This window comes from Streptomyces sp. NPDC101160 (assembly GCF_044768205.1).
In the GTDB taxonomy this organism is placed as follows: Bacteria; Actinomycetota; Actinomycetes; order Streptomycetales; family Streptomycetaceae; genus Streptomyces.
Genome location: NZ_JBIWPJ010000011.1, coordinates 64,402 through 81,435, shown reverse-complemented (window position 1 = coordinate 81,435; position 17,034 = coordinate 64,402). Strand labels below are relative to the sequence as shown.

Genomic DNA, 17,034 nt, shown 5'->3' with positions numbered 1-17,034 from the left:
CGGGTCCCGGGCGCGGCCGGGGCGAGGGCCTCGCCCCCGCCCCGCCCACGTCACTCGCTCGTGAGCAGCTCGCTCGCGTCCACGATCCGGTACGCGTACCCCTGCTCCGCCAGGAACCGCTGGCGGTGTGCCGCGAAGTCCTGGTCGATGGTGTCGCGCGCGACGACCGAGTAGAAGTGCGCCTGGTGGCCGTCGGCCTTCGGGCGCAGGACGCGGCCGAGGCGCTGGGCCTCCTCCTGGCGGGAGCCGAAGGTGCCGGAGACCTGGATGGCGACGGTGGCCTCGGGCAGGTCGATGGAGAAGTTGGCGACCTTGGACACGACGAGGACGTTGAGCTCGCCGTTGCGGAAGGCGTCGAAGAGCTTCTCGCGCTGCGCGTTCGAGGTCTCGCCCTTGATCACCGGGGCGTCGAGGTGGGCGCCGAGCTCGTCGAGCTGGTCGATGTACTGGCCGATGACCAGGATCTGCTGCCCGGCGAACTTCTTCACCAGCGCCTCGGTGACCTTGCGCTTGGTCGCCGTCGTGGCGCAGAAGCGGTACTTCTCCTCCGCCTCGGCCGTCGCGTACGCCAGCCGCTCGGAGTCGGTCAGGTCGACCCGTACCTCGACGCAGTCGGCGGGCGCGATGTAGCCCTGCGCCTCGATCTCCTTCCACGGCGCGTCGAAGCGCTTCGGGCCGATGAGGGAGAAGACGTCGGACTCGCGGCCGTCCTCGCGGACGAGCGTGGCCGTGAGGCCGAGGCGGCGGCGGGCCTGGAGGTCGGCGGTGAACTTGAAGACGGGCGCCGGCAGCAGGTGCACCTCGTCGTAGACGATCAGGCCCCAGTCGCGGGAGTCGAAGAGCTCCAGGTGGGGGTAGATGCCCTTCCGCTTGGTGGTGAGGACCTGGTACGTGGCGATGGTGACCGGGCGGATCTCCTTCTTCGCGCCGCTGTACTCGCCGATCTCGTCCTCGGTGAGCGAGGTCCGCTTCACCAGCTCGTGCTTCCACTGGCGGGCGGAGACGGTGTTCGTGACGAGGATCAGCGTGGTCGCCTTGGCCTGGGCCATCGCACCGGCGCCGACCAGCGTCTTGCCCGCGCCACAGGGCAGCACGACGACGCCGGAGCCGCCGTGCCAGAAGCCCTCGACGGCCTGCTGCTGGTACGGGCGCAGGGCCCAGCCGTCCTCGGCGAGGTCGATCCGGTGCGCCTCGCCGTCCACGTAACCGGCGAGGTCCTCGGCCGGCCAGCCCAGCTTGAGCAGCGTCTGCTTGATCTGGCCGCGCTCGGAGGGGTGCACGGCGACGGTGTCGGGGTCGATCCGCTCGCCGACCAGCGGCTGGACCTTCTTCGACCGCAGGATCTCCTCGAGGACGGGGCGGTCGGTGGTGGTGAGGACGAGCCCGTGGGTGGGGTGCTTGCTGAGCGTGAGGCGGCCGTAGCGCGCCATGGTCTCGGCGACGTCGACGAGCAGGGCGTGCGGGACGGGGTAGCGGGAGTACTCCACCAGCGCGTCCACGACCTGCTCGGCGTCGTGCCCGGCCGCCCGCGCGTTCCACAGCCCGAGCGGCGTCACCCGGTACGTGTGGATGTGCTCGGGCGCCCGCTCCAGCTCGGCGAACGCCGCGATCGCCCGCCGGCAGGCGTCGGCCTGCTCGTGGTCGACCTCCAGGAGGAGCGTCTTGTCGCTCTGGACGATGAGTGGACCGTTCACGTTGCGTGGTTCCCCTTCCGTGCGGCCAAACATCCAGTCTGCCGCATCGGCGCCGGTAAGGGCGGGGTGTGGGATGCTCGTAAGACAGTTGTCATACGCGTACGGCCGGCCCGTACGCGTGGCGCGAGTGCGAGGTGAGCCATGGCTGGACGTTCGGCCGAGTCGGCAGGCACCCCTGCCCAGGTCAGGCTGTCGCGGCAGGACTGGGCGGACCTGAGGGAGACCATGGCCATACTGCGCCTGGAATCCACGTCGGACGCCCTGCGGGAGGCCATCCGCCTCCTGCATCGCGAGGCGCGTCAGATCGAGGCGGCGCGGAACATCGCGCGCTTCTACGGCGAGGGCGGAGCCCCGCGTCCACTCCTCGACGAGCTGGTCACCGAGGCGGACCTCGCGGCGGCCGACGCCGCGGAGTTCTAGGCGTGGTCACCGTGCCGACGCCCCCGCTGCGGGGGCAGGTGTGGGTGTGCGCCTTTCCGCAGCCGATCGGACCCCGTCCCGTCGTCGTACTGACGGCCAACAGGATCTCCCGCCGTCTGTCCGGGATCACCGTCGCGCTGATCACGGGCACGTCCGGGCCCGTGGAGACCCATGTCGCGGTCGGCCCGGAGAGCGGGCTGAAGAAGTACGCGGAGTCGTACGTCGCCTGCACCGAGCTGCACACGGTCGGCACACCGCGCCTGCGCCGCGTGCTGGGCCTGCTCGCGCCTTCCGAACTCGCCGCGGTCGAGGCGCGGGTGCGGGTGGTGCACGAGCTGGACTGACAGTCGTGGTCAGCCGCCCGGGCGGGCAGTCACCCCGCCGTCGTCCGGACCAGCGCGTTGTGGCCGATCGCGTTGTGCACCGTGAAGCTCACCGCGTCCGGGCGGTAGCGGTCGTCCGACCATTCCACGGGGCGGCCGTCGTGGGTCGTGGTCACGCGGCGGACGCGCAGGAGGGGGCTGGTGCGGCGGACGGCGAGGAGGGCGGCGTCCCGGGCGCCGGCGGCGATCGCGTCGATGACGTGCTCGCCGTGGGCGAAGACGAGGCCGGTGTCGTCGTAGAGGCGCTGGGTGACCGAGGCGCAGTCGGGGTCGATGGCGGCGACGGCGGGGGAGATCCAGTCGGCGTAGACGCTGCGTTCGACGAGGACCGGTTCGCCGTCCAGGCCGCGCAGCCGGAGGACGCCCAATACGGGAGTGCCGGGCGGGAGTTGGAGGCGGGTCGCGTCCTCGGCGGTGGCCGGGTGGTACTGCTGGCTGATGACGTGGCCGGTCGCGGTGCGGCCCATCGCCTGCGCCCACTGGGCGAAGCTGCGCAGTTCGGCGAAGCTCTGGCTGCGGCCGCGGGCCAGGACGACGCGGCGGGCGCCCTGGCGGGAGCCGATGAGGCCCTCGGCGGTGAGGGCGGCGACGGCCTGGCGGACGGTGCCGCGGGAGACGCCGTACTGGGTGGCGAGTTCCGTCTCGGTGGGCAGCCGGGATCCGACCGCGTACTCCTCGCGCTGGATCGCCCGCCGCAGCTCGGCGGCGATCTGTTCGTGACGCGCCGTCATGTCCCCTCCTTCTGCCGGGTGCAGGCATGTGCGCAGCTGGTGCTCTGCTTGTGCGCACGTACAGCAGCGTAATCGAGGGTTTCGGCAGGTCTCCACCACGCCGGTGCTGGCTGAAAAGCGCCGCTAATGTGCAGGGAATCGCGGGCGGGCGTTCCTTTCGCGTTCACTTTCAGGACACCGACTCCGGGCGTACTGAAGCCGACTTGTTCAGACAAGTCGATCCCCCGACCTCCCTGGAGAAGCTCGTGTCCGTCCCCGCGACCCTCCCGAGAAAGGCCGCCCTCGGCGGCTCTCTCGCCCTTGTCGCCGCGCTCGCCCTCACCGCCTGCGGCGCCGCCCCCGAGAACGGCACCACCACGCCCGACGGCAAGAACGCCGCCACCGCCACCTCCGCCGCCGACTTCGGCGGCATGGACGCGCTCGTCACGGCGGCCAAGAAGGAGGGCACGCTCCACGCCATCGCGCTGCCCCGCGACTGGGCCAACTACGGCGCGATCATCGACGGGTTCCAGAAGAAGTACGGCATCAAGGTGGAGGTCGAGAACCCCGACGCCTCCAGCCAGGACGAGATCAACGCCGTCACCTCCCGCAAGGGCCAGGACCGCGCCCCCGACGTCCTCGACCTCGGCAGCTCCTTCGCGCTGAGTGGCGCCCAGCAGGGCCTGTTCGCCCCGTACAAGGTCGCGAACTACGCCGACATCCCCGAGGGCCAGAAGGACCCGAAGGCCCGCTGGTACAACGACTACGGCGGCTACGTCTCCATCGGCTGCGACGCCGGGCGCGTCAAGAACTGCCCGACCACCTTCAAGGACCTCCTCAAGCCGGAGTACAAGGGCCAGGTCGCCCTCAACGGCAACCCCACCAAGTCCGGCTCCGCCTTCGCCGGCGTCTACGCGGCCTCGCTCGCCCAGGGCGGCTCCTTCGACGACATCCAGCCCGGCCTCGACTTCTTCGCCCAGCTGAAGAAGAACGGCAACTACACGCCCGTCGAGTCCACCCCGGCCACCGTCGAGAAGGGCGAGACGCCCATCTCCATCGACTGGGACTACCTCAACGCCGGTTACGCCCAGGAGTTCAAGACCAAGGGCCTCGACTGGAAGGTCGCCGTCCCCACCGACGGCCGCTACGCCATGTACTACTCGCAGGCCGTCAACAAGGACGCCCCGCACCCGGCGGCCGCCCGCCTGTGGCAGGAGTACGTCTACAGCGCCGAGGGCCAGAACCTGTGGCTCAAGGGCTTCGCCCGCCCGGCCCTGATGCCCGCCATGGACAAGGCCGGCACCCTCGACAAGGACGCCTCCCTGAAGCTGCCCGCCGTCTCCGGCGTCCCGTCCTTCCCGACCGAGGCCCAGCAGGCCAAGGCCAAGACGGCCCTCGCGCAGGGCTGGGGCAAGGCCGTCTCCGGATGACCAGTGACACCCTCACGGTGACCGCCGCCGCCGAGCCCTCCCGGGCCCGGCGGCGGCGGGGCCGCCGCGCCCCCGCCTGGCTCGCCGCCGTCCCGCTGCTCGCCTTCGTCGCGATCGCCTTCGGCATCCCCGCCGTCGCCATGCTCGCCGGCGCCCTCACCGTCGACGACCCGGCCACCGGCGCGAGCTCGTTCGGTACGGGGAACCTGACCGCCTCCCTCCAGGGCGCGTACCTCACCGCCCTGCTCGGCAGCGTCAAGCTCTCCGCGACCGCCGCCGGCCTCGCCGCGCTGCTCGGGCTGCCGCTGGCCCAGGCCGTCGTGTCCTCCGGCTCCCGCGCGCTGCGCGAGGCCGTGCTGACCGCCTCCGGCGTGCTCGCGAACTTCGGCGGCGTGCCGCTCGCCTTCGCGTTCGTCGCCACCCTCGGCAACTCCGGTGTGCTCACCCAGCACCTCGGCCTCGCCGACAAGGGCTGGAGCCTCTACAGCTTCTGGGGCCTGGTCCTGGTCTACCTGTACTTCCTGATCCCGCTGATGGTGCTCACCATCACGCCCGCCCTCGACGGCCTGCGCGTCCAGTGGCGCGAGGCCGCCCGCAACAACGGCGCCACCGCCTTCCAGTACTGGCGGCACGTGGCCCTGCCGGTGCTGCTGCCGAGCCTGCTCGGCGGTCTCGTGCTGCTCTTCGGCAGCGCCTTCGCCGCGTACGCCACCGCCGCCGCGATGGTCGGCAGCGCCGTCCCGCTCGTCACCCTGCAGATCTCCGACGCCATCTCCGGCAACGTCCTCGTCGGCCAGGAGAACGTGGCGCTCGCCCTCAGCGTCGACATGGTCGTCATCGCCGGGCTCGTCATGGCGGTCTATCTGCCCCTGCAACGCCGGAGCACCCGATGGCTCGCCTGAACCGCACGAACAACGCGTGGCGCCTGCCGGTCCTGGGGCTCGCCGGGCTCTACTTCCTGGTGCCGCTCGCCGCCTCCGTGATCTTCACCGTCGACGTGCCCGGCCAGGGTGTCACCTTCGACGCGTACACGAAGATCATCGGCACCGAGGGCTTCACCACCAGCCTGCTGCTGTCGCTCGGGCTCGCGGCGGTCACCATCGCCGTGGTGCTGCTCCTCATGATCCCCGCCATGGTGGCCCTGCGGCTCGGCGCGCCCCGGCTGAAGCCCGTCGTCGAGGCGGTCTGCTCGCTGCCGCTGGTGGTGCCGCCCATCGCGTTCGTCGCCGCCATCGGCACGGTCCTGAAGTGGGGCCCGGAGCACCTCTCCCGTACGCCTCTCTTCCAGACGTTCGTGGCGTTGCAGAACCCCGACTTCCCCGTCGTGCTCGTGCTCGCGTACGTGGTGATGGCGCTGCCCTTCACCTACCGCGCCCTCGACGCCGGACTCCAGGCCGTCGACGTCCGCACCCTCGTCGAGGCCGCCCGCAGCTGCGGCGCGAACTGGCCCCAGGCACTCGTCAAGGCCGTCCTGCCCAACCTGCGCGGCGCGCTGATGAACGCCTGCTTCCTCACCCTGGCCCTGGTCCTCGGCGAGTACACGGTCGCCCAGCTGCTCGGCTTCCGGCCGTTCGCCGTGTGGATCGTGGACATCAGCGGCTCCCAGGCCCAGATGTCCGTGGCCGTCTCCGTCCTCAGCCTCCTCGTCACCTGGCTGCTGCTCCTGGCCCTCTCCGGGGCCGGCGGACGCCGTACTCGCACCTCCAAGGGATGACCATGACCGTGACCGCTCCCCTCGCGCCGCGTACGGACACGGACGCCGCCACCGTCGAATTCCGCGGGCTGCGCCGTCAGTTCGGCGCCACCACGGCCCTCGACGGGCTCGACCTGACCGTCGCGCCCGGCGAACTCCTCGCGCTGCTGGGCCCGTCCGGCTGCGGCAAGACCACCGCCATGCGCATGCTGGCCGGCTTCGAGCACCCCGACTCCGGCGCCGTGCTCGTCGACGGCAAGGACATCACCGAGGTGCCCGCCCACCGTCGCGACGCCGGCATGGTCTTCCAGTCGTACAGCCTCTTCCCGCACCTCAGCGTCCTCGACAACATCGCCTTCGGGCTGCGGATGCGCAAGGTCGGCAAGGCCGAACGACGCGCCACCGCCGCCGAGTTGCTGGAGCTCGTCGGCCTCGGCGACAAGGGCGACCGCTTCCCCCACCAGCTGTCCGGCGGCCAGCAGCAGCGCATCGCCCTGGCCCGCGCCCTCGCCCTGCGCCCCCGGGTGCTGCTCCTCGACGAGCCGCTCTCCGCGCTCGATGCCAAGGTGCGGCTCACGCTCCGCGACGAGATCCGCCGCATCCAGCAGGAACTCGGCATCACCACCCTCTTCGTGACGCACGATCAGGAGGAGGCGCTGTCGATGGCCGACCGGGTCGCCGTCATGCGCGCCGGCCGTCTGGAGCAGTGCGCCCCGCCCGCGGAGCTGTACGGGCGGCCCGCGACCGCCTTCGTCGCCGAGTTCGTCGGCACCATGAGCCGGATCCCCGGACACCTCGACGGCAGCACCGTCGAGGTACTCGGCCGTCGTCTGCCCGTCGACGGCGAGGCCCCGGCGGGGACGAAGGACGTGGACGTGCTCGTACGGCCGGAGGACGTACGGGTCGCGGCGGACGGCGCCTGCTCGGCCCGGGTCGTCGGGACGGCCTTCCTCGGCGCGACCACCCGGCTCACCGTGCGGCTCGCCGACGCCACCGAGATCAAGGCCGACCTGCCCACGCACGAGGCGGCCGCCTTCGCGGCGGGGGATGCTGTGACGGTGACCCTGCGCGAGCGCCCGGTCCTCGTCGCCGCGCGCCGATAGCCGCGCCGCCCGTAGAAGAAGAGAAAGTGACGCTGACGCACGTGAATCCCGAACTCCCCCTCCACGCCGTCCTGTTCGACATGGACGGCACGCTCGTCGACACCGAGGGCCTGTGGTGGGAGGCCGTGGAACAGGTCGCCGGCCGGCCGCTGACGGACGCCGACCGGCCCGACGTCCTCGGCCGTGCCGTCGAGCACACGGCCGACTGGCTCGCCGCGGCCACGGGCGCCGACTCCGGCGAACTGGCGGCCGCGCTGCACCGGGAGTTCGCCGACCGGGTCCACGCCGGCGTCGTGCCCCGGCCCGGCGCGCTCGACCTGCTGACCGCGCTGGCCGACGCGGGCGTCCCCACCGCCCTCGTCACCGCCTCGCCGCGCGCCGTCGCCGACACCGTGATCGCCGCGCTGACGGCCCTCGGCGCGCCCGGCTTCGCGGTCTCGGTCACCGCGGACGACACCGAGACGACCAAGCCCGAGCCCGAGCCGTACCTCGCCGCCGCCCGTGCCCTCGGCGTCGAGCCCGCGCGCTGCGTGGCCGTCGAGGACACCCCGACCGGCGTCGCCTCGGCGGAGGCGGCGGGCTGCGCGGTGCTCGCGGTGCCGTCGCTCGTGGCGATCGAGGCGGGGCCGGGGCGGACGGTGCGGGACAGCCTGGTGGGCGTCACGCCGGAGTGGCTGCGGTTCATCGCAGCCCCGCTGTCGGAGGGCTCTGCCAGACTGGAGACGGCAGACCGCTGAGAGGGAGGTGGCGAGATGAGCGTCGCGCACGATCCGCACTACGGGCCCTGGACGATAGAGCAGGTCATGGCTCTGGGGGAGGACCGCGGTGAACGGCGTGAATTGATGGGGGAAGCTCTCTTGATGTCTCCGGCTCCGGGATTCAAGCACCAGCGGGCGTCGTCGCGCCTGTGGGCCCTGCTGGACGCTGCGGTCCAGGCCGCGGGTGTGTCGGCCGAAGTACTCGAAGCGGTGAACGTCGTCCTTCCCGACGGGCTCTTCATCCCCGACATCGTCGTGGTCGAGGCCGCCGCCGCGGCCGAGGACCCGGTCACGGTCGACGCCGAGGCGGTCCTGCTCGTCGTCGAGATCGTCTCGCCCTCGTCGTCGGGCCGCCGCACCGACCGGCTGCTCAAGCCGCCGTACTACGCGGAGGCGAACATCGAGCACCTGTGGCGTCTTGAGCTGGAGCCGGTGCCGGCGTTGGTCGTCTCGGAACTGGTCGACGGGCGTTACGTGGAGCGGACCGTGGCAGAGGCGGGCCAGGAGACGTCGATCGACGCGCCGTTCCCGCTGAAGGTCGACCCGGGACGGCTCGTGAACCCCCGCGCCTGACCGCACGCCGGCCGCCCCGAGCCGCAGGACCGCATCGACTACGTCCTGCACAACGGCCGCGGCCTGCGCGTCCTCGGCTCGCGCACCCTCGTCACGGGCGAGCCCCGCCCCTGGCCGGACCACGCCGCCAATGAATGGCCGTCCGACCACGCGGCGGTGATCACGACCTTCGCGCTCTAGATCTCCTCGTCGGCGAGCTCCGCCACGCCCGTGATCCGGTGCAGCGGATACGTGCGGACCTCGTCGGCCGTGTGGTCGTAGCCGGTCACGAAGCCGCCCTCGACCCGCACGGGCGCGATGACCCGCTGGCTCGCCGCGCCGTCGGCGTTGACGTAGCCGATCCACACCGCCGAGCCGGTGAGCGCCGCGGCCTGGACGGTGGCGAGGGTCTCGGCGGCGGAGGTGCGGGGCAGGGAACCGGCCGCGACGGGGGTGGCGGCCGGCTCCTTGCGCACCACCGTCGCCGCCCGGTCGCCCGCCCGGATCGCCTTCACCGCGGCCGTCAGCATCGTCGCGTCCGGCACCGGCGGCCCGTCCGGCACGGGCGCGGGCGGGATCCGGTCCGGGGTCCGGTACGCGTCGGCGCGGGTGATCAGCACATCGCCCTGCGCCGACTCGGCCGCCGGCGCGTACCCCATCGCCCGCAGCCCCTCCAGGAGCGCCGTCGGATCCGACTGCGCGGCGAGCACCGTCGGCGCGAGGCGGCGCAGGCCGAGCCCGGCCGACCGCTTGTCCGCGAGGATCTCGCCGAGCATCGCGTCGTCGTCACAGCGCACGTACGAGGACGCCGCCCCGACCCGCAGATGTCCGTGCCTGCGGGCCACGTCGTCGATGAGGTACGCGAGCGGCTGCGGTACGGGCGTGCGCGAGTGCGCCGTCAGGAAGTCGTGCAGGTCGGACGCGCTGCGCCCGGCGTCGAGCGCCCGGCGTACGGAGGCGGGGGTGAAGCGGTACACGGTCGCGCCGCCCTTGGACTCCACGTCGGCGAGGACGGACAGCGTCTCGGCGAGCGGCCGCCGCAGCGGTCCGGGCGCGACGGCCGTCAGGTCCGCCTGGAGCAGCACGTGGTCCACGGCCTCCGGGAGCAGCGGCGCGAGGAGCGTCGCCGCGCGGGAGGCGGCGACGGCCGGCTCGCAGTCGCCGGGATGACCGCTCGCGGGCGCGGCCTCCGCGAGCGGCAGGTTGAGCAGCGCGCGGGCGGGCGTGGCGAGCGCGCCGCGCCCCGTGACGCCGAGCTGCTCGGCCTCCTCCAGGGTCCAGGCGGCGATGCGCTCGCGCAGGTCGCCCGCGCCCGCGCCCGCCGCGCCGCGCAGCGGCCGGTCCCAGCGCAGCCGCGCGAGCACCGACTCCCGGTCCGCCGCCGCTCCCGGCGGCAGCGTCGCGAGCAGGGCCAGCACCCGGTGGCGCACCTCCGGCGCCGCGCCGCGGTCCAGGCCCGGGCCGAAGGCGGCCAGGGTGCGGCCCTTGGCGTCCTGGGCGCCGACGAGGCCGGGGGTGCGGGTGGCGGCGAGCCAGGTGGCGGCGAGCCGGGACCAGCGCTCGGCGGGCGGGAGGTCGAGCCAGTCGTCGTACGCGGGGGTGGGGGCGTACTTCTCGTCCGCCTCGCCGTCGGAGGCGAGCAGGCCGGCCCCGTAGGCCAGCTCCAGCCAGAAGGCGGCGGTCTGCTCCGGCACGTCGAGCGTGGCGGCGGTGCGCTTGAGGTCGCGTACGGCGAGGCCGCCGGCGCGCAGCACCGGCGGGCCGCCCTGGTTCCAGGACTTCAGCAGCTCCTCGACCGTGGCCAGCGCCGCGTACGCCTGCCCGGCGGCCGCGTTGTCCACCACCTGTGGACGGTACTCGCGGGTGACCGCGATCTCCGGCGCCACCGGCTCCGGCGCCGCGTGCGCGCGCCCGCCGCGCAGATGCAGCGCCGCCTCGCGCGGCAGGACGACGGTGCGGGCCGAGACGGGCAGCAGCAGACCCCGGTCGCGCAGCCAGCGCACCGGCGCCGTCGGGTCGGGCGTGACCTCGCCGTACGGCGGGCCCCACACCAGCCGGTCGAGGACCGTCAGCGCCTCGGGCGGCGCCGTGTCGAGCAGCGCCGCCATCCTCGTCCGGTCGGTGAAGAGCTCCGTGAGTGCCGCCACCGCCGACACCGGGTCGTGCGTCGTCGGCAGCCCGGCCGCCGCGATGATCTCCTGGAGCCGGCCCGGCGACATCCCGGCCGTCGCCTCCGCGACCGTCGGCCCGAGCCCGGTCGGCGAGGGGTGCTGCGCCGACGGCGCGAGCAGCTCGCGCGCGGTCCGCACGAGCCGCAGCCGCTCGTCGTCGCCCCAGACGAGCGCCTGCTCGCGCAGCAGCGCGACGGCGCGCGGCAGCGCCGCCTCGATCTCCGCGTCACCGGCGTCGCCGGCCATCAGGCCGAGGAGCACGGGGTACGGGGCGGCGTCCGGTGCCACGGCGAGGGCCTCGGCGGTCTGCAGCGCGAAGCGGTCGAGCCGTTCGAGCGCCCGGACGACCGAGGCGCGCGTGCCGGCCCGGGTGGCCAGCTGCGTCAGGTCGTTCGGGACCGGCGAGAGCAGGTCAGGGCGGGCCCGCAGCAGGGCGGTGAGTGTGTCGTCGCCGCCGGCGCGCAGCGCCTCCGCGAGGGTGCGTGGCGCGGCCGCGCCGACGCCGGTCCCGCCACCCGTCCCGCCGCCAGATCCTTCGGGCACGTGCGCCTCCCGGTCGAGCTCACCGATCCCCATCCGGACCACGTTAGCCCCTGTCCAGGCGCTAACGTCGTGCCGTGGGGACCGAGGGGATCGAGAACGACCGGGAGAGCGGGCGCCGCCCGGACGCCAGGGGCGAGGCGGCGCCGGCGATGCCGCAGGGCATCCCGGGCGAGCCGGGTACGCCGGACGAGGCGGCGGGGCGAGTGACGCGGGACGAGGCGGCGGGCAGGGTGACGTCGGACGGGGCGGCGCCGGACGAGGCGGCGGGCCGGGCGTCGTCGGACGGGGCGGCAGGGCGAGTGACGTCGGACGAGGCGGCGGGGCGGGTGACGCCGCCGGCCGTGCCGGAACCGCGTCCGGGGGACTGGTGGCGGGGTGACGCCGTGGTCACCGTCTTCGACGACGCCGCGACGGCCACCGGGCAGGTCCCGGGCTTCGTCGGCGGCGTGGAGATCCCCGAGATACTGAAGCCGCCGCCCGCCGAGGAGGACCTGGACGAGGAGCCGCAGGACGAGGAGGCCGGGGCCGAAGCCCCGGAAGCGGAACCGCGTCGTCTCGCCCGGCTCCGCGCGTTCCCGCGCTTCGGCAGTCCGCTGCTCCTGATCGCCGCGGCGCTGCTGCTCGCGGGCGCCGCCCTCGGCTCCCTGGTCCCGCTCGCGGTCGGCTGGCTCATCGCGTACTTCTCCCGGGAGCGCCGCGGAGCGGTCTTCGTCGCCCCTGGCCTCGCCGTGGCATGCGGGGTCGGCTGGCTGTGGGGCCGGGTGGAGGGCCGCTGGGGCCCGCCGGTCCCGGTGGGCAGTACGGGGATGGGCGCGGCGATCGGCGACACCTGGCCCTGGACCCTGCGGGCCGCGGCCGTCGCCTCGGCGCTGTTCCTGCTCTGGCGCGCGCGGCGCCGGACTCCCTAGCCCTGCCGGCCGTCAGCCCAGCCGGCCGTCAGCCCAGCCGGCCGTCAGCCCGGCTGTTCGTCAGGCCTGCTGTTCGTCGCGCAGGACGAGGTCGAGCAGGCCCGGGAAACGGACGTCGAACTCGGGGCGGCGCAGCCGGTTGACCCGTTTGGGGCCCTGGTCGCGCTGCTCGACGAGGCCGGCCGCGCGCAGCACCGCGAAGTGGTGGCTGAGGGCCGCCTTGCCGACGGGCACGTCGAAGCCGCCGCAGGCACGGCTCCACTCCTCCGACCCGGCGAGCTCGCGCACGAGGGCGAGGCGCACGGGGTCGGCGAGGGCGGCGAGGGCGGTGAGGACGGGGACGTCGTCGGGGTGGGTGTGCTCGGGCGCGGCCCGGTGGCGGGGCGTGGTCACGTGTCGTCCTCCCGGGATCGTGGGCTCTGCCCTTGCGGAGTGTTCGATCCGGATCATACAGTCGCCAGTGTTCGCTTTTCATTGAACAGTCGAGAACAGTCGAGCCGGAGGTGCGGCATGCGCGCGATCGAGTTTGGTGAGTACGGCGGTCCCGAGGTCCTGAAGACGGTGGACGCCGACGTCCCCGCGTCCGGTCCCGGACAGGTCAGCATCGACGTGGCGTACGCGGGGGTGAACTTCGCCGACCTCAAGGCGCGCTCCGAGGGCTACCGCGTCGAGGCCCTGCCGTTCCGCCCCGGCCTGGAGGTCTCCGGCCGGGTCCGGGCGCTCGGCGCGGGCGTCACCGGCCTCGCCGTCGGCCAGGAGGTGGCCGCCCTGACCGAGAGCGGCGGCTACGCCGAGGTGGCGGTGGCCGACGCGGCGACCGTCTTCCCGGTCCCGGCCGGCGTCGACCTGCGGACCGCCGCCACCCTCCCCACCGTCCTGCCCACCGCCCAGGCCCTGGTCCACGCGGTCGGCCGGCTCCAGCCGGGCGAGACCGTCCTCGTGCACGGCGCCGCCGGCGGCATCGGCACCGCCGTCGGCCAGCTCGCGAAGGCGGCCGGCGCGGGCGCGGTGTACGGCACGGTGTCGTCGGCCGCCAAGGCGGAGGTCGCCCGCGGCTTCGGCTACGACGAGCTGTTCGTCGGCGACTTCGAGCGCGACCCGCGCGCCCTGGAGAAGGCGGTCCGCGCGGCCACCGGCGAGCGCGGGGTCGACCTCGCCCTCGACCCGGTCGGCGGCGAGACCTTCAAGGCCACGCTCGCCTCCCTCGCCGTCTTCGGCCGGCTCGTCTCCTTCGGCAACGCCGGCTCCGCCGAGCCGTGGCGGGTCGGCCAGCCCGAGCTCTACCCCACCGGGCTCAGCGTCTCGGGCTTCTCCATCCTCACGCTCGCGAAGACCGGCCCCGACGCCCTGCGCGCCCTCGCCGACCGGGCCTTCGCCAAGGTCGCCGAGGGCACGGTCACCCTCCCGGTCACAGCCGAGTTCGCGCTCGCGGACGCGGCCGAGGCACACCGCCTGATGGGCTCCCGTACGAGCACCGGAAAGCTCCTGCTCAAGGTCGCGTGACCGGGCGCCTGACCTTCCGCCTGGCGTGCCGCCCGAGCGTCCTCCGGGCGGCGAAGGCGCGATTCGAACACCTGGGCAGAATGGCCGCATGGATTCTCGTAGCGGCGCCCCCACGGTCGGCTTCGACCTCGACCTGACCCTCCTCGACACCCGCCCCGGCATCAAGGCCGCCTTCGAGGCCTTCTCCGTCGACGTCGGCGTCCCGATCGACGCCGACCTGGTCGTCACCCGGCTCGGCCCGCCGCTGGCGCAGGAGCTCGCGCACTGGTTCCCGCAGGAGCGGGTCCCGGAGATGGTGGTGCGCTACCGCGAGTTCTACGGGCGGTACGCCATCGAGCCGACCGTCCCGATGCCCGGCGCGCGGGATGCGATTCAGGCCGTCTCCGAGGCGGGCGGCCGGACCATCGTCGTCACCGCGAAGAACGCGCCGCACGCCAAGCTGCACCTCACCCACCTCGGCATGGAGCCGGACGCCCTCGCCGGCGACCTGTGGGCCGAGGGCAAGGCGGAGGCGCTGCGCGCCCACGGCGCGAAGGTGTACGTGGGAGACCACGTCGGCGACGTGCGCGGGGCCCGTACCGCCGGCGCGTTCTCGGTCGCCGTCGCCACCGGCCCGTGCGCCCCCGAAGAGCTGCGCGCGGCCGGCGCGGACGTCGTCCTCACCGACCTGACGGACTTCCGGGCCTGGTGGCAGGGGTACCTGGCCGGCTACCGCGGCTGACCGGCCGCCGCCTGGACGACCCGCGCCCGGCGGCGCTGCGCGGCGATCGACCGCAGCACGCCGGCCGCGGCGACCAGGAATCCGACGCCCATCAGCATCGAGACGAGGTACGCGACCGTCGGGAACGGCGTGCTCCCGAGGAACAGCGGAGCCACCGTGACCAGGGTCGCGACCGCGCCGATGATGAAGAGGACCGCACCGGCCCGGACCAGACCGTCACCCGGAGCGGGTTCGTCCGTCGGGGCCGAAGTCGGAGCCGAAAGGGTTTCGCTACGCATTCGGCCAGGGTAGTTCCCTGGCCGGGAGGAACGGACAGGAGACGGCTTGTCACCGGGCCGTGGCCCATTAGCCTTGGTGCACCGCGGGCAGGTGACCCGCTGTATCTCTTTCAGAGCCACGGGTTGTTTTCGGTGCAGCCCCGGCGCACCCATCGAGTACGAGGACGAGGACGGACGTGCCTACCGGCAAGGTCAAATGGTTCAACAGCGAGAAGGGCTTCGGCTTTCTCTCCCGTGACGACGGCGGCGACGTCTTCGTGCACTCGTCGGTGCTCCCCGCCGGAGTCGACGCCCTCAAGCCGGGGCAGCGCGTGGAATTCGGCGTCGTCGCCGGTCAGCGCGGCGACCAGGCGCTCTCCGTGGTCGTCCTCGACCCGACCCCGTCCGTCGCCGCGGCGCAGCGCCGCAAGCCCGACGAACTGGCGTCCATCGTCCAGGACCTGACCACGCTCCTGGAGAACATCACGCCGATGCTGGAGCGCGGCCGCTACCCCGAGAAGGTCCACGGCAAGAAGATCGCGGGCCTGCTGCGCGCGGTCGCCGACCAGCTCGACGTATGAGCCGTACGGGTTCCCGCTAGGGGAACCGCAGCGCATCCGGGCCGAGGGGCGGGACGAGCCCCTCGGCCGCCGCGCGCGTGAGGAGCCCGCGTACGGCCGCGTAACCGGTCTCGCCGAGGTCGGCGGTGAACTCGTTGACGTAGAGACCGATGTGCTGGTCGACGACCTTCGGGTCCATCTCCTGCGCGTGCTCGAGTACGTACGGGCGCGAGACGGACGGGTCGTCCCAGCCCATCCGGACCGATGCCCGCGCCGACTCGGCGAGCAGACGCAGCATGTCCTCGCCGAGCGAGCGCTTCGCGACGATCGCGCCGAGCGGGATCGGCAGCCCGGTGGTGTGCTCCCAGTGCTCGCCCATGTCGGCGAGCGCGTGCAGGCCGTGGTTCATGTACGTGAAGCGGGCCTCGTGGATGACGAGCCCGGCGTCCACCTTGCCGTCCCGCACGGCCGGCATGATCTCGTGGAACGGCAGTACGACGATCTCGCCGACGCCGCCGGGGACGGTGTCCGCCGCCCACAGCCGGAACAGCAGGTACGCCGTCGAACGCTCGCTCGGCACGGCGACCGTCTTGCCGGTGAGGTCGAGCCCGGCCTCCCGGGTCAGCACGAGCGGCCCGCAGCCGCGCCCCAGGGCGCCGCCGCAGGGCAGCAGGGCGTACTCGTCGAGGATCCACGGCAGCACGGCGTACGAGACCTTCAGGACGTCGTACGGGGCGCCGCCGTCCGCCGCCCAGCCGTTGGTCAGGTCGATGTCGGCGAAGGTCACGTCGAGGCGCGGGGCGCCGGGGACGCGGCCATGGGCCCAGGCGTCGAAGACGAAGGTGTCGTTCGGGCAGGGCGAGTAGGCGATCTTCAGCTTGGGCATGACGGGAGCTCCACGAATGCGGTGCGGCTGAGCTGCCGGAAGGCGCTCTGCAGGGCGGCCAGGGCCTCGCCGATCCGCCAGGCGGCGCGGTCGCGCGGGCCGACGGCGTTGGACACGGCCCGGATCTCGACGACGGGCACGCCGTGCGCGGCGGCGGCCTCCGCCACCCCGAAGCCCTCCATCGCCTCGGCGACCGCGCCCGGATGACGCTCCGCCAGCTCGGCGGCGCGTCCGGCGGTGCCGGTGACGGTGGAGACGGTGAGGATCGGTCCGACGACGGCGTCCGGCAGTGCGGCGGCGATGCGGTCGGTGAGGGGCTTGGCCACGCGGTGCACGGACCGCCCGAAGCCGAGCTCCTCGACGGCCAGGTAGCCGTCGGGCGTCTGTGCCCCGAGGTCCGCCGCGACGACGGCGTCGGAGACCACGACGCTCCCGAGCGGCGCGAGGGGCTGGAACCCGCCGGCGATCCCGGCGGAGACGACCAGGTCGTACGTGGGGGCGGAGGCGGAGGCCGTCAGGGCCGTGGCGGCCGCGACGGCGGCCGCGGCCGGTCCCACCCCGGCGGCGAGGACGTCCACGTTCCCGTGCCGGCGCAGCACGAAGCCGCCGGGCAGCGGGACCTCGGTCTTCCCGGTCTCCCTGGTCTGCCCGGTCTGCCCGGCCTCAGGGCGGTCGAGGCCCGCGGCGACGGAGTCGGCCTCCGCCGCCACGGCCGTCACGACCAGGATGTGAGGGGTCAACG

The 17,034-nt window shown here is 73.8% G+C and carries 18 protein-coding genes and 2 pseudogenes; 13 read left to right on the top strand and 7 right to left on the bottom strand.

The annotated features are described in order from the left end of the window. Positions 1–50: 50 nt before the first annotated feature. Positions 51–1,694 (bottom strand): DNA repair helicase XPB, encoded by a 1,644-nt coding sequence (locus ACIRSU_RS31650; RefSeq protein ID WP_403799473.1) that lies wholly within the window; start codon positions 1,692–1,694, stop codon positions 51–53. Between the two features lie 141 nt (positions 1,695–1,835). On the opposite strand from ACIRSU_RS31650, the gene ACIRSU_RS31645 reads away from it, so the two are divergent. Then, on the top strand, positions 1,836–2,114 hold the full coding sequence (locus ACIRSU_RS31645; RefSeq protein WP_403799471.1) for a hypothetical protein: 279 nt from the start codon (positions 1,836–1,838) through the stop codon (positions 2,112–2,114). Between the two features lie 2 nt (positions 2,115–2,116). Further along, positions 2,117–2,458, top strand: coding sequence for a type II toxin-antitoxin system PemK/MazF family toxin (locus ACIRSU_RS31640; RefSeq protein WP_403799469.1), 342 nt, complete (start codon positions 2,117–2,119; stop codon positions 2,456–2,458). Positions 2,459–2,487: 29 nt separating this feature from the next. Here ACIRSU_RS31640 and ACIRSU_RS31635 read toward each other — a convergent pair whose 3' ends face one another. After that, positions 2,488–3,228, bottom strand: a complete 741-nt coding sequence (locus tag ACIRSU_RS31635; protein WP_403799466.1) for a GntR family transcriptional regulator — start codon at positions 3,226–3,228, stop codon at positions 2,488–2,490. Positions 3,229–3,473: 245 nt separating this feature from the next. Here ACIRSU_RS31635 and ACIRSU_RS31630 point away from each other — a divergent pair, with 245 nt between their 5' ends. From ACIRSU_RS31630 to ACIRSU_RS31600, 7 genes and pseudogenes are all read left to right on the top strand, one after another. Next, positions 3,474–4,637: an ABC transporter substrate-binding protein gene (locus ACIRSU_RS31630; protein WP_403800076.1), complete on the top strand. Its 1,164-nt coding sequence runs from the start codon at positions 3,474–3,476 to the stop codon at positions 4,635–4,637. After that, positions 4,634–5,539 (top strand): ABC transporter permease, encoded by a 906-nt coding sequence (locus tag ACIRSU_RS31625; RefSeq protein ID WP_403799463.1) that lies wholly within the window; start codon positions 4,634–4,636, stop codon positions 5,537–5,539. The genes ACIRSU_RS31630 and ACIRSU_RS31625 overlap by 4 nt, the downstream gene beginning before the upstream one ends. Further along, the gene (locus tag ACIRSU_RS31620; protein WP_403799460.1) at positions 5,527–6,351 is read left to right on the top strand and encodes an ABC transporter permease; all 825 of its coding nucleotides are present in this window, start codon (positions 5,527–5,529) and stop codon (positions 6,349–6,351) included. Before ACIRSU_RS31625 ends, ACIRSU_RS31620 begins: the two co-directional genes overlap by 13 nt. Positions 6,352–6,353: 2 nt before the next feature. Then, positions 6,354–7,433: an ABC transporter ATP-binding protein gene (locus ACIRSU_RS31615; protein WP_403799457.1), complete on the top strand. Its 1,080-nt coding sequence runs from the start codon at positions 6,354–6,356 to the stop codon at positions 7,431–7,433. A gap of 80 nt (positions 7,434–7,513) precedes the next feature. Beyond that, positions 7,514–8,113: pseudogene (locus ACIRSU_RS31610) on the top strand (HAD family hydrolase); the annotation flags it as partial. A 72-nt stretch (positions 8,114–8,185) separates the two neighbouring features. Then, positions 8,186–8,764: a Uma2 family endonuclease gene (locus ACIRSU_RS31605; RefSeq protein ID WP_403799454.1), complete on the top strand. Its 579-nt coding sequence runs from the start codon at positions 8,186–8,188 to the stop codon at positions 8,762–8,764. A gap of 6 nt (positions 8,765–8,770) precedes the next feature. Next, positions 8,771–8,944: pseudogene (locus ACIRSU_RS31600) on the top strand (endonuclease/exonuclease/phosphatase family protein); the annotation flags it as partial. On the opposite strand, the gene ACIRSU_RS31595 reads toward ACIRSU_RS31600, so the two are convergent. After that, positions 8,941–11,490, bottom strand: a complete 2,550-nt coding sequence (locus tag ACIRSU_RS31595; protein WP_403799452.1) for a helicase-associated domain-containing protein — start codon at positions 11,488–11,490, stop codon at positions 8,941–8,943. The pseudogene ACIRSU_RS31600 and the gene ACIRSU_RS31595 overlap by 4 nt on opposite strands. 41 nt (positions 11,491–11,531) lie before the next feature. Between ACIRSU_RS31595 and ACIRSU_RS31590 the strand changes: the two genes are divergently transcribed. Next, the gene (locus ACIRSU_RS31590) at positions 11,532–12,365 is read left to right on the top strand and encodes a hypothetical protein (RefSeq protein ID WP_403799449.1); all 834 of its coding nucleotides are present in this window, start codon (positions 11,532–11,534) and stop codon (positions 12,363–12,365) included. A 60-nt stretch (positions 12,366–12,425) separates the two neighbouring features. Here ACIRSU_RS31590 and ACIRSU_RS31585 read toward each other — a convergent pair whose 3' ends face one another. Further along, positions 12,426–12,758 carry an ArsR/SmtB family transcription factor gene (locus ACIRSU_RS31585; RefSeq protein WP_403799446.1) on the bottom strand — a complete coding sequence of 111 codons (333 nt, stop codon included), beginning with the start codon at positions 12,756–12,758 and terminating at the stop codon, positions 12,426–12,428. Positions 12,759–12,875: 117 nt separating this feature from the next. On the opposite strand from ACIRSU_RS31585, the gene ACIRSU_RS31580 reads away from it, so the two are divergent. Together ACIRSU_RS31580 and ACIRSU_RS31575 are read left to right on the top strand one after the other, a co-directional pair. After that, complete coding sequence (locus ACIRSU_RS31580) at positions 12,876–13,868, top strand: zinc-binding alcohol dehydrogenase family protein (RefSeq protein ID WP_403799444.1); 993 nt, start codon at positions 12,876–12,878, stop codon at positions 13,866–13,868. Positions 13,869–13,956: 88 nt separating this feature from the next. Continuing rightward, complete coding sequence (locus tag ACIRSU_RS31575) at positions 13,957–14,589, top strand: HAD family hydrolase (protein WP_403799441.1); 633 nt, start codon at positions 13,957–13,959, stop codon at positions 14,587–14,589. Here ACIRSU_RS31575 and ACIRSU_RS31570 read toward each other — a convergent pair. Then, on the bottom strand, positions 14,577–14,867 hold the full coding sequence (locus tag ACIRSU_RS31570; protein WP_403799438.1) for a hypothetical protein: 291 nt from the start codon (positions 14,865–14,867) through the stop codon (positions 14,577–14,579). The genes ACIRSU_RS31575 and ACIRSU_RS31570 overlap by 13 nt on opposite strands. A gap of 176 nt (positions 14,868–15,043) precedes the next feature. Between ACIRSU_RS31570 and ACIRSU_RS31565 the strand changes: the two genes are divergently transcribed. Further along, the gene (locus tag ACIRSU_RS31565; RefSeq protein WP_389205031.1) at positions 15,044–15,427 is read left to right on the top strand and encodes a cold-shock protein; all 384 of its coding nucleotides are present in this window, start codon (positions 15,044–15,046) and stop codon (positions 15,425–15,427) included. Positions 15,428–15,443: 16 nt separating this feature from the next. On the opposite strand, the gene ACIRSU_RS31560 is transcribed toward ACIRSU_RS31565, so the two are convergent. Together ACIRSU_RS31560 and ACIRSU_RS31555 are read right to left on the bottom strand one after the other, a co-directional pair. Next, positions 15,444–16,292 (bottom strand): 1,4-dihydroxy-6-naphthoate synthase, encoded by an 849-nt coding sequence (locus ACIRSU_RS31560; RefSeq protein ID WP_403799435.1) that lies wholly within the window; start codon positions 16,290–16,292, stop codon positions 15,444–15,446. Next, on the bottom strand, positions 16,280–17,032 hold the full coding sequence (locus ACIRSU_RS31555) for a futalosine hydrolase (protein ID WP_403799432.1): 753 nt from the start codon (positions 17,030–17,032) through the stop codon (positions 16,280–16,282). The genes ACIRSU_RS31560 and ACIRSU_RS31555 overlap by 13 nt, the downstream gene beginning before the upstream one ends. Between the last annotated feature and the right edge of the window lie 2 nt (positions 17,033–17,034).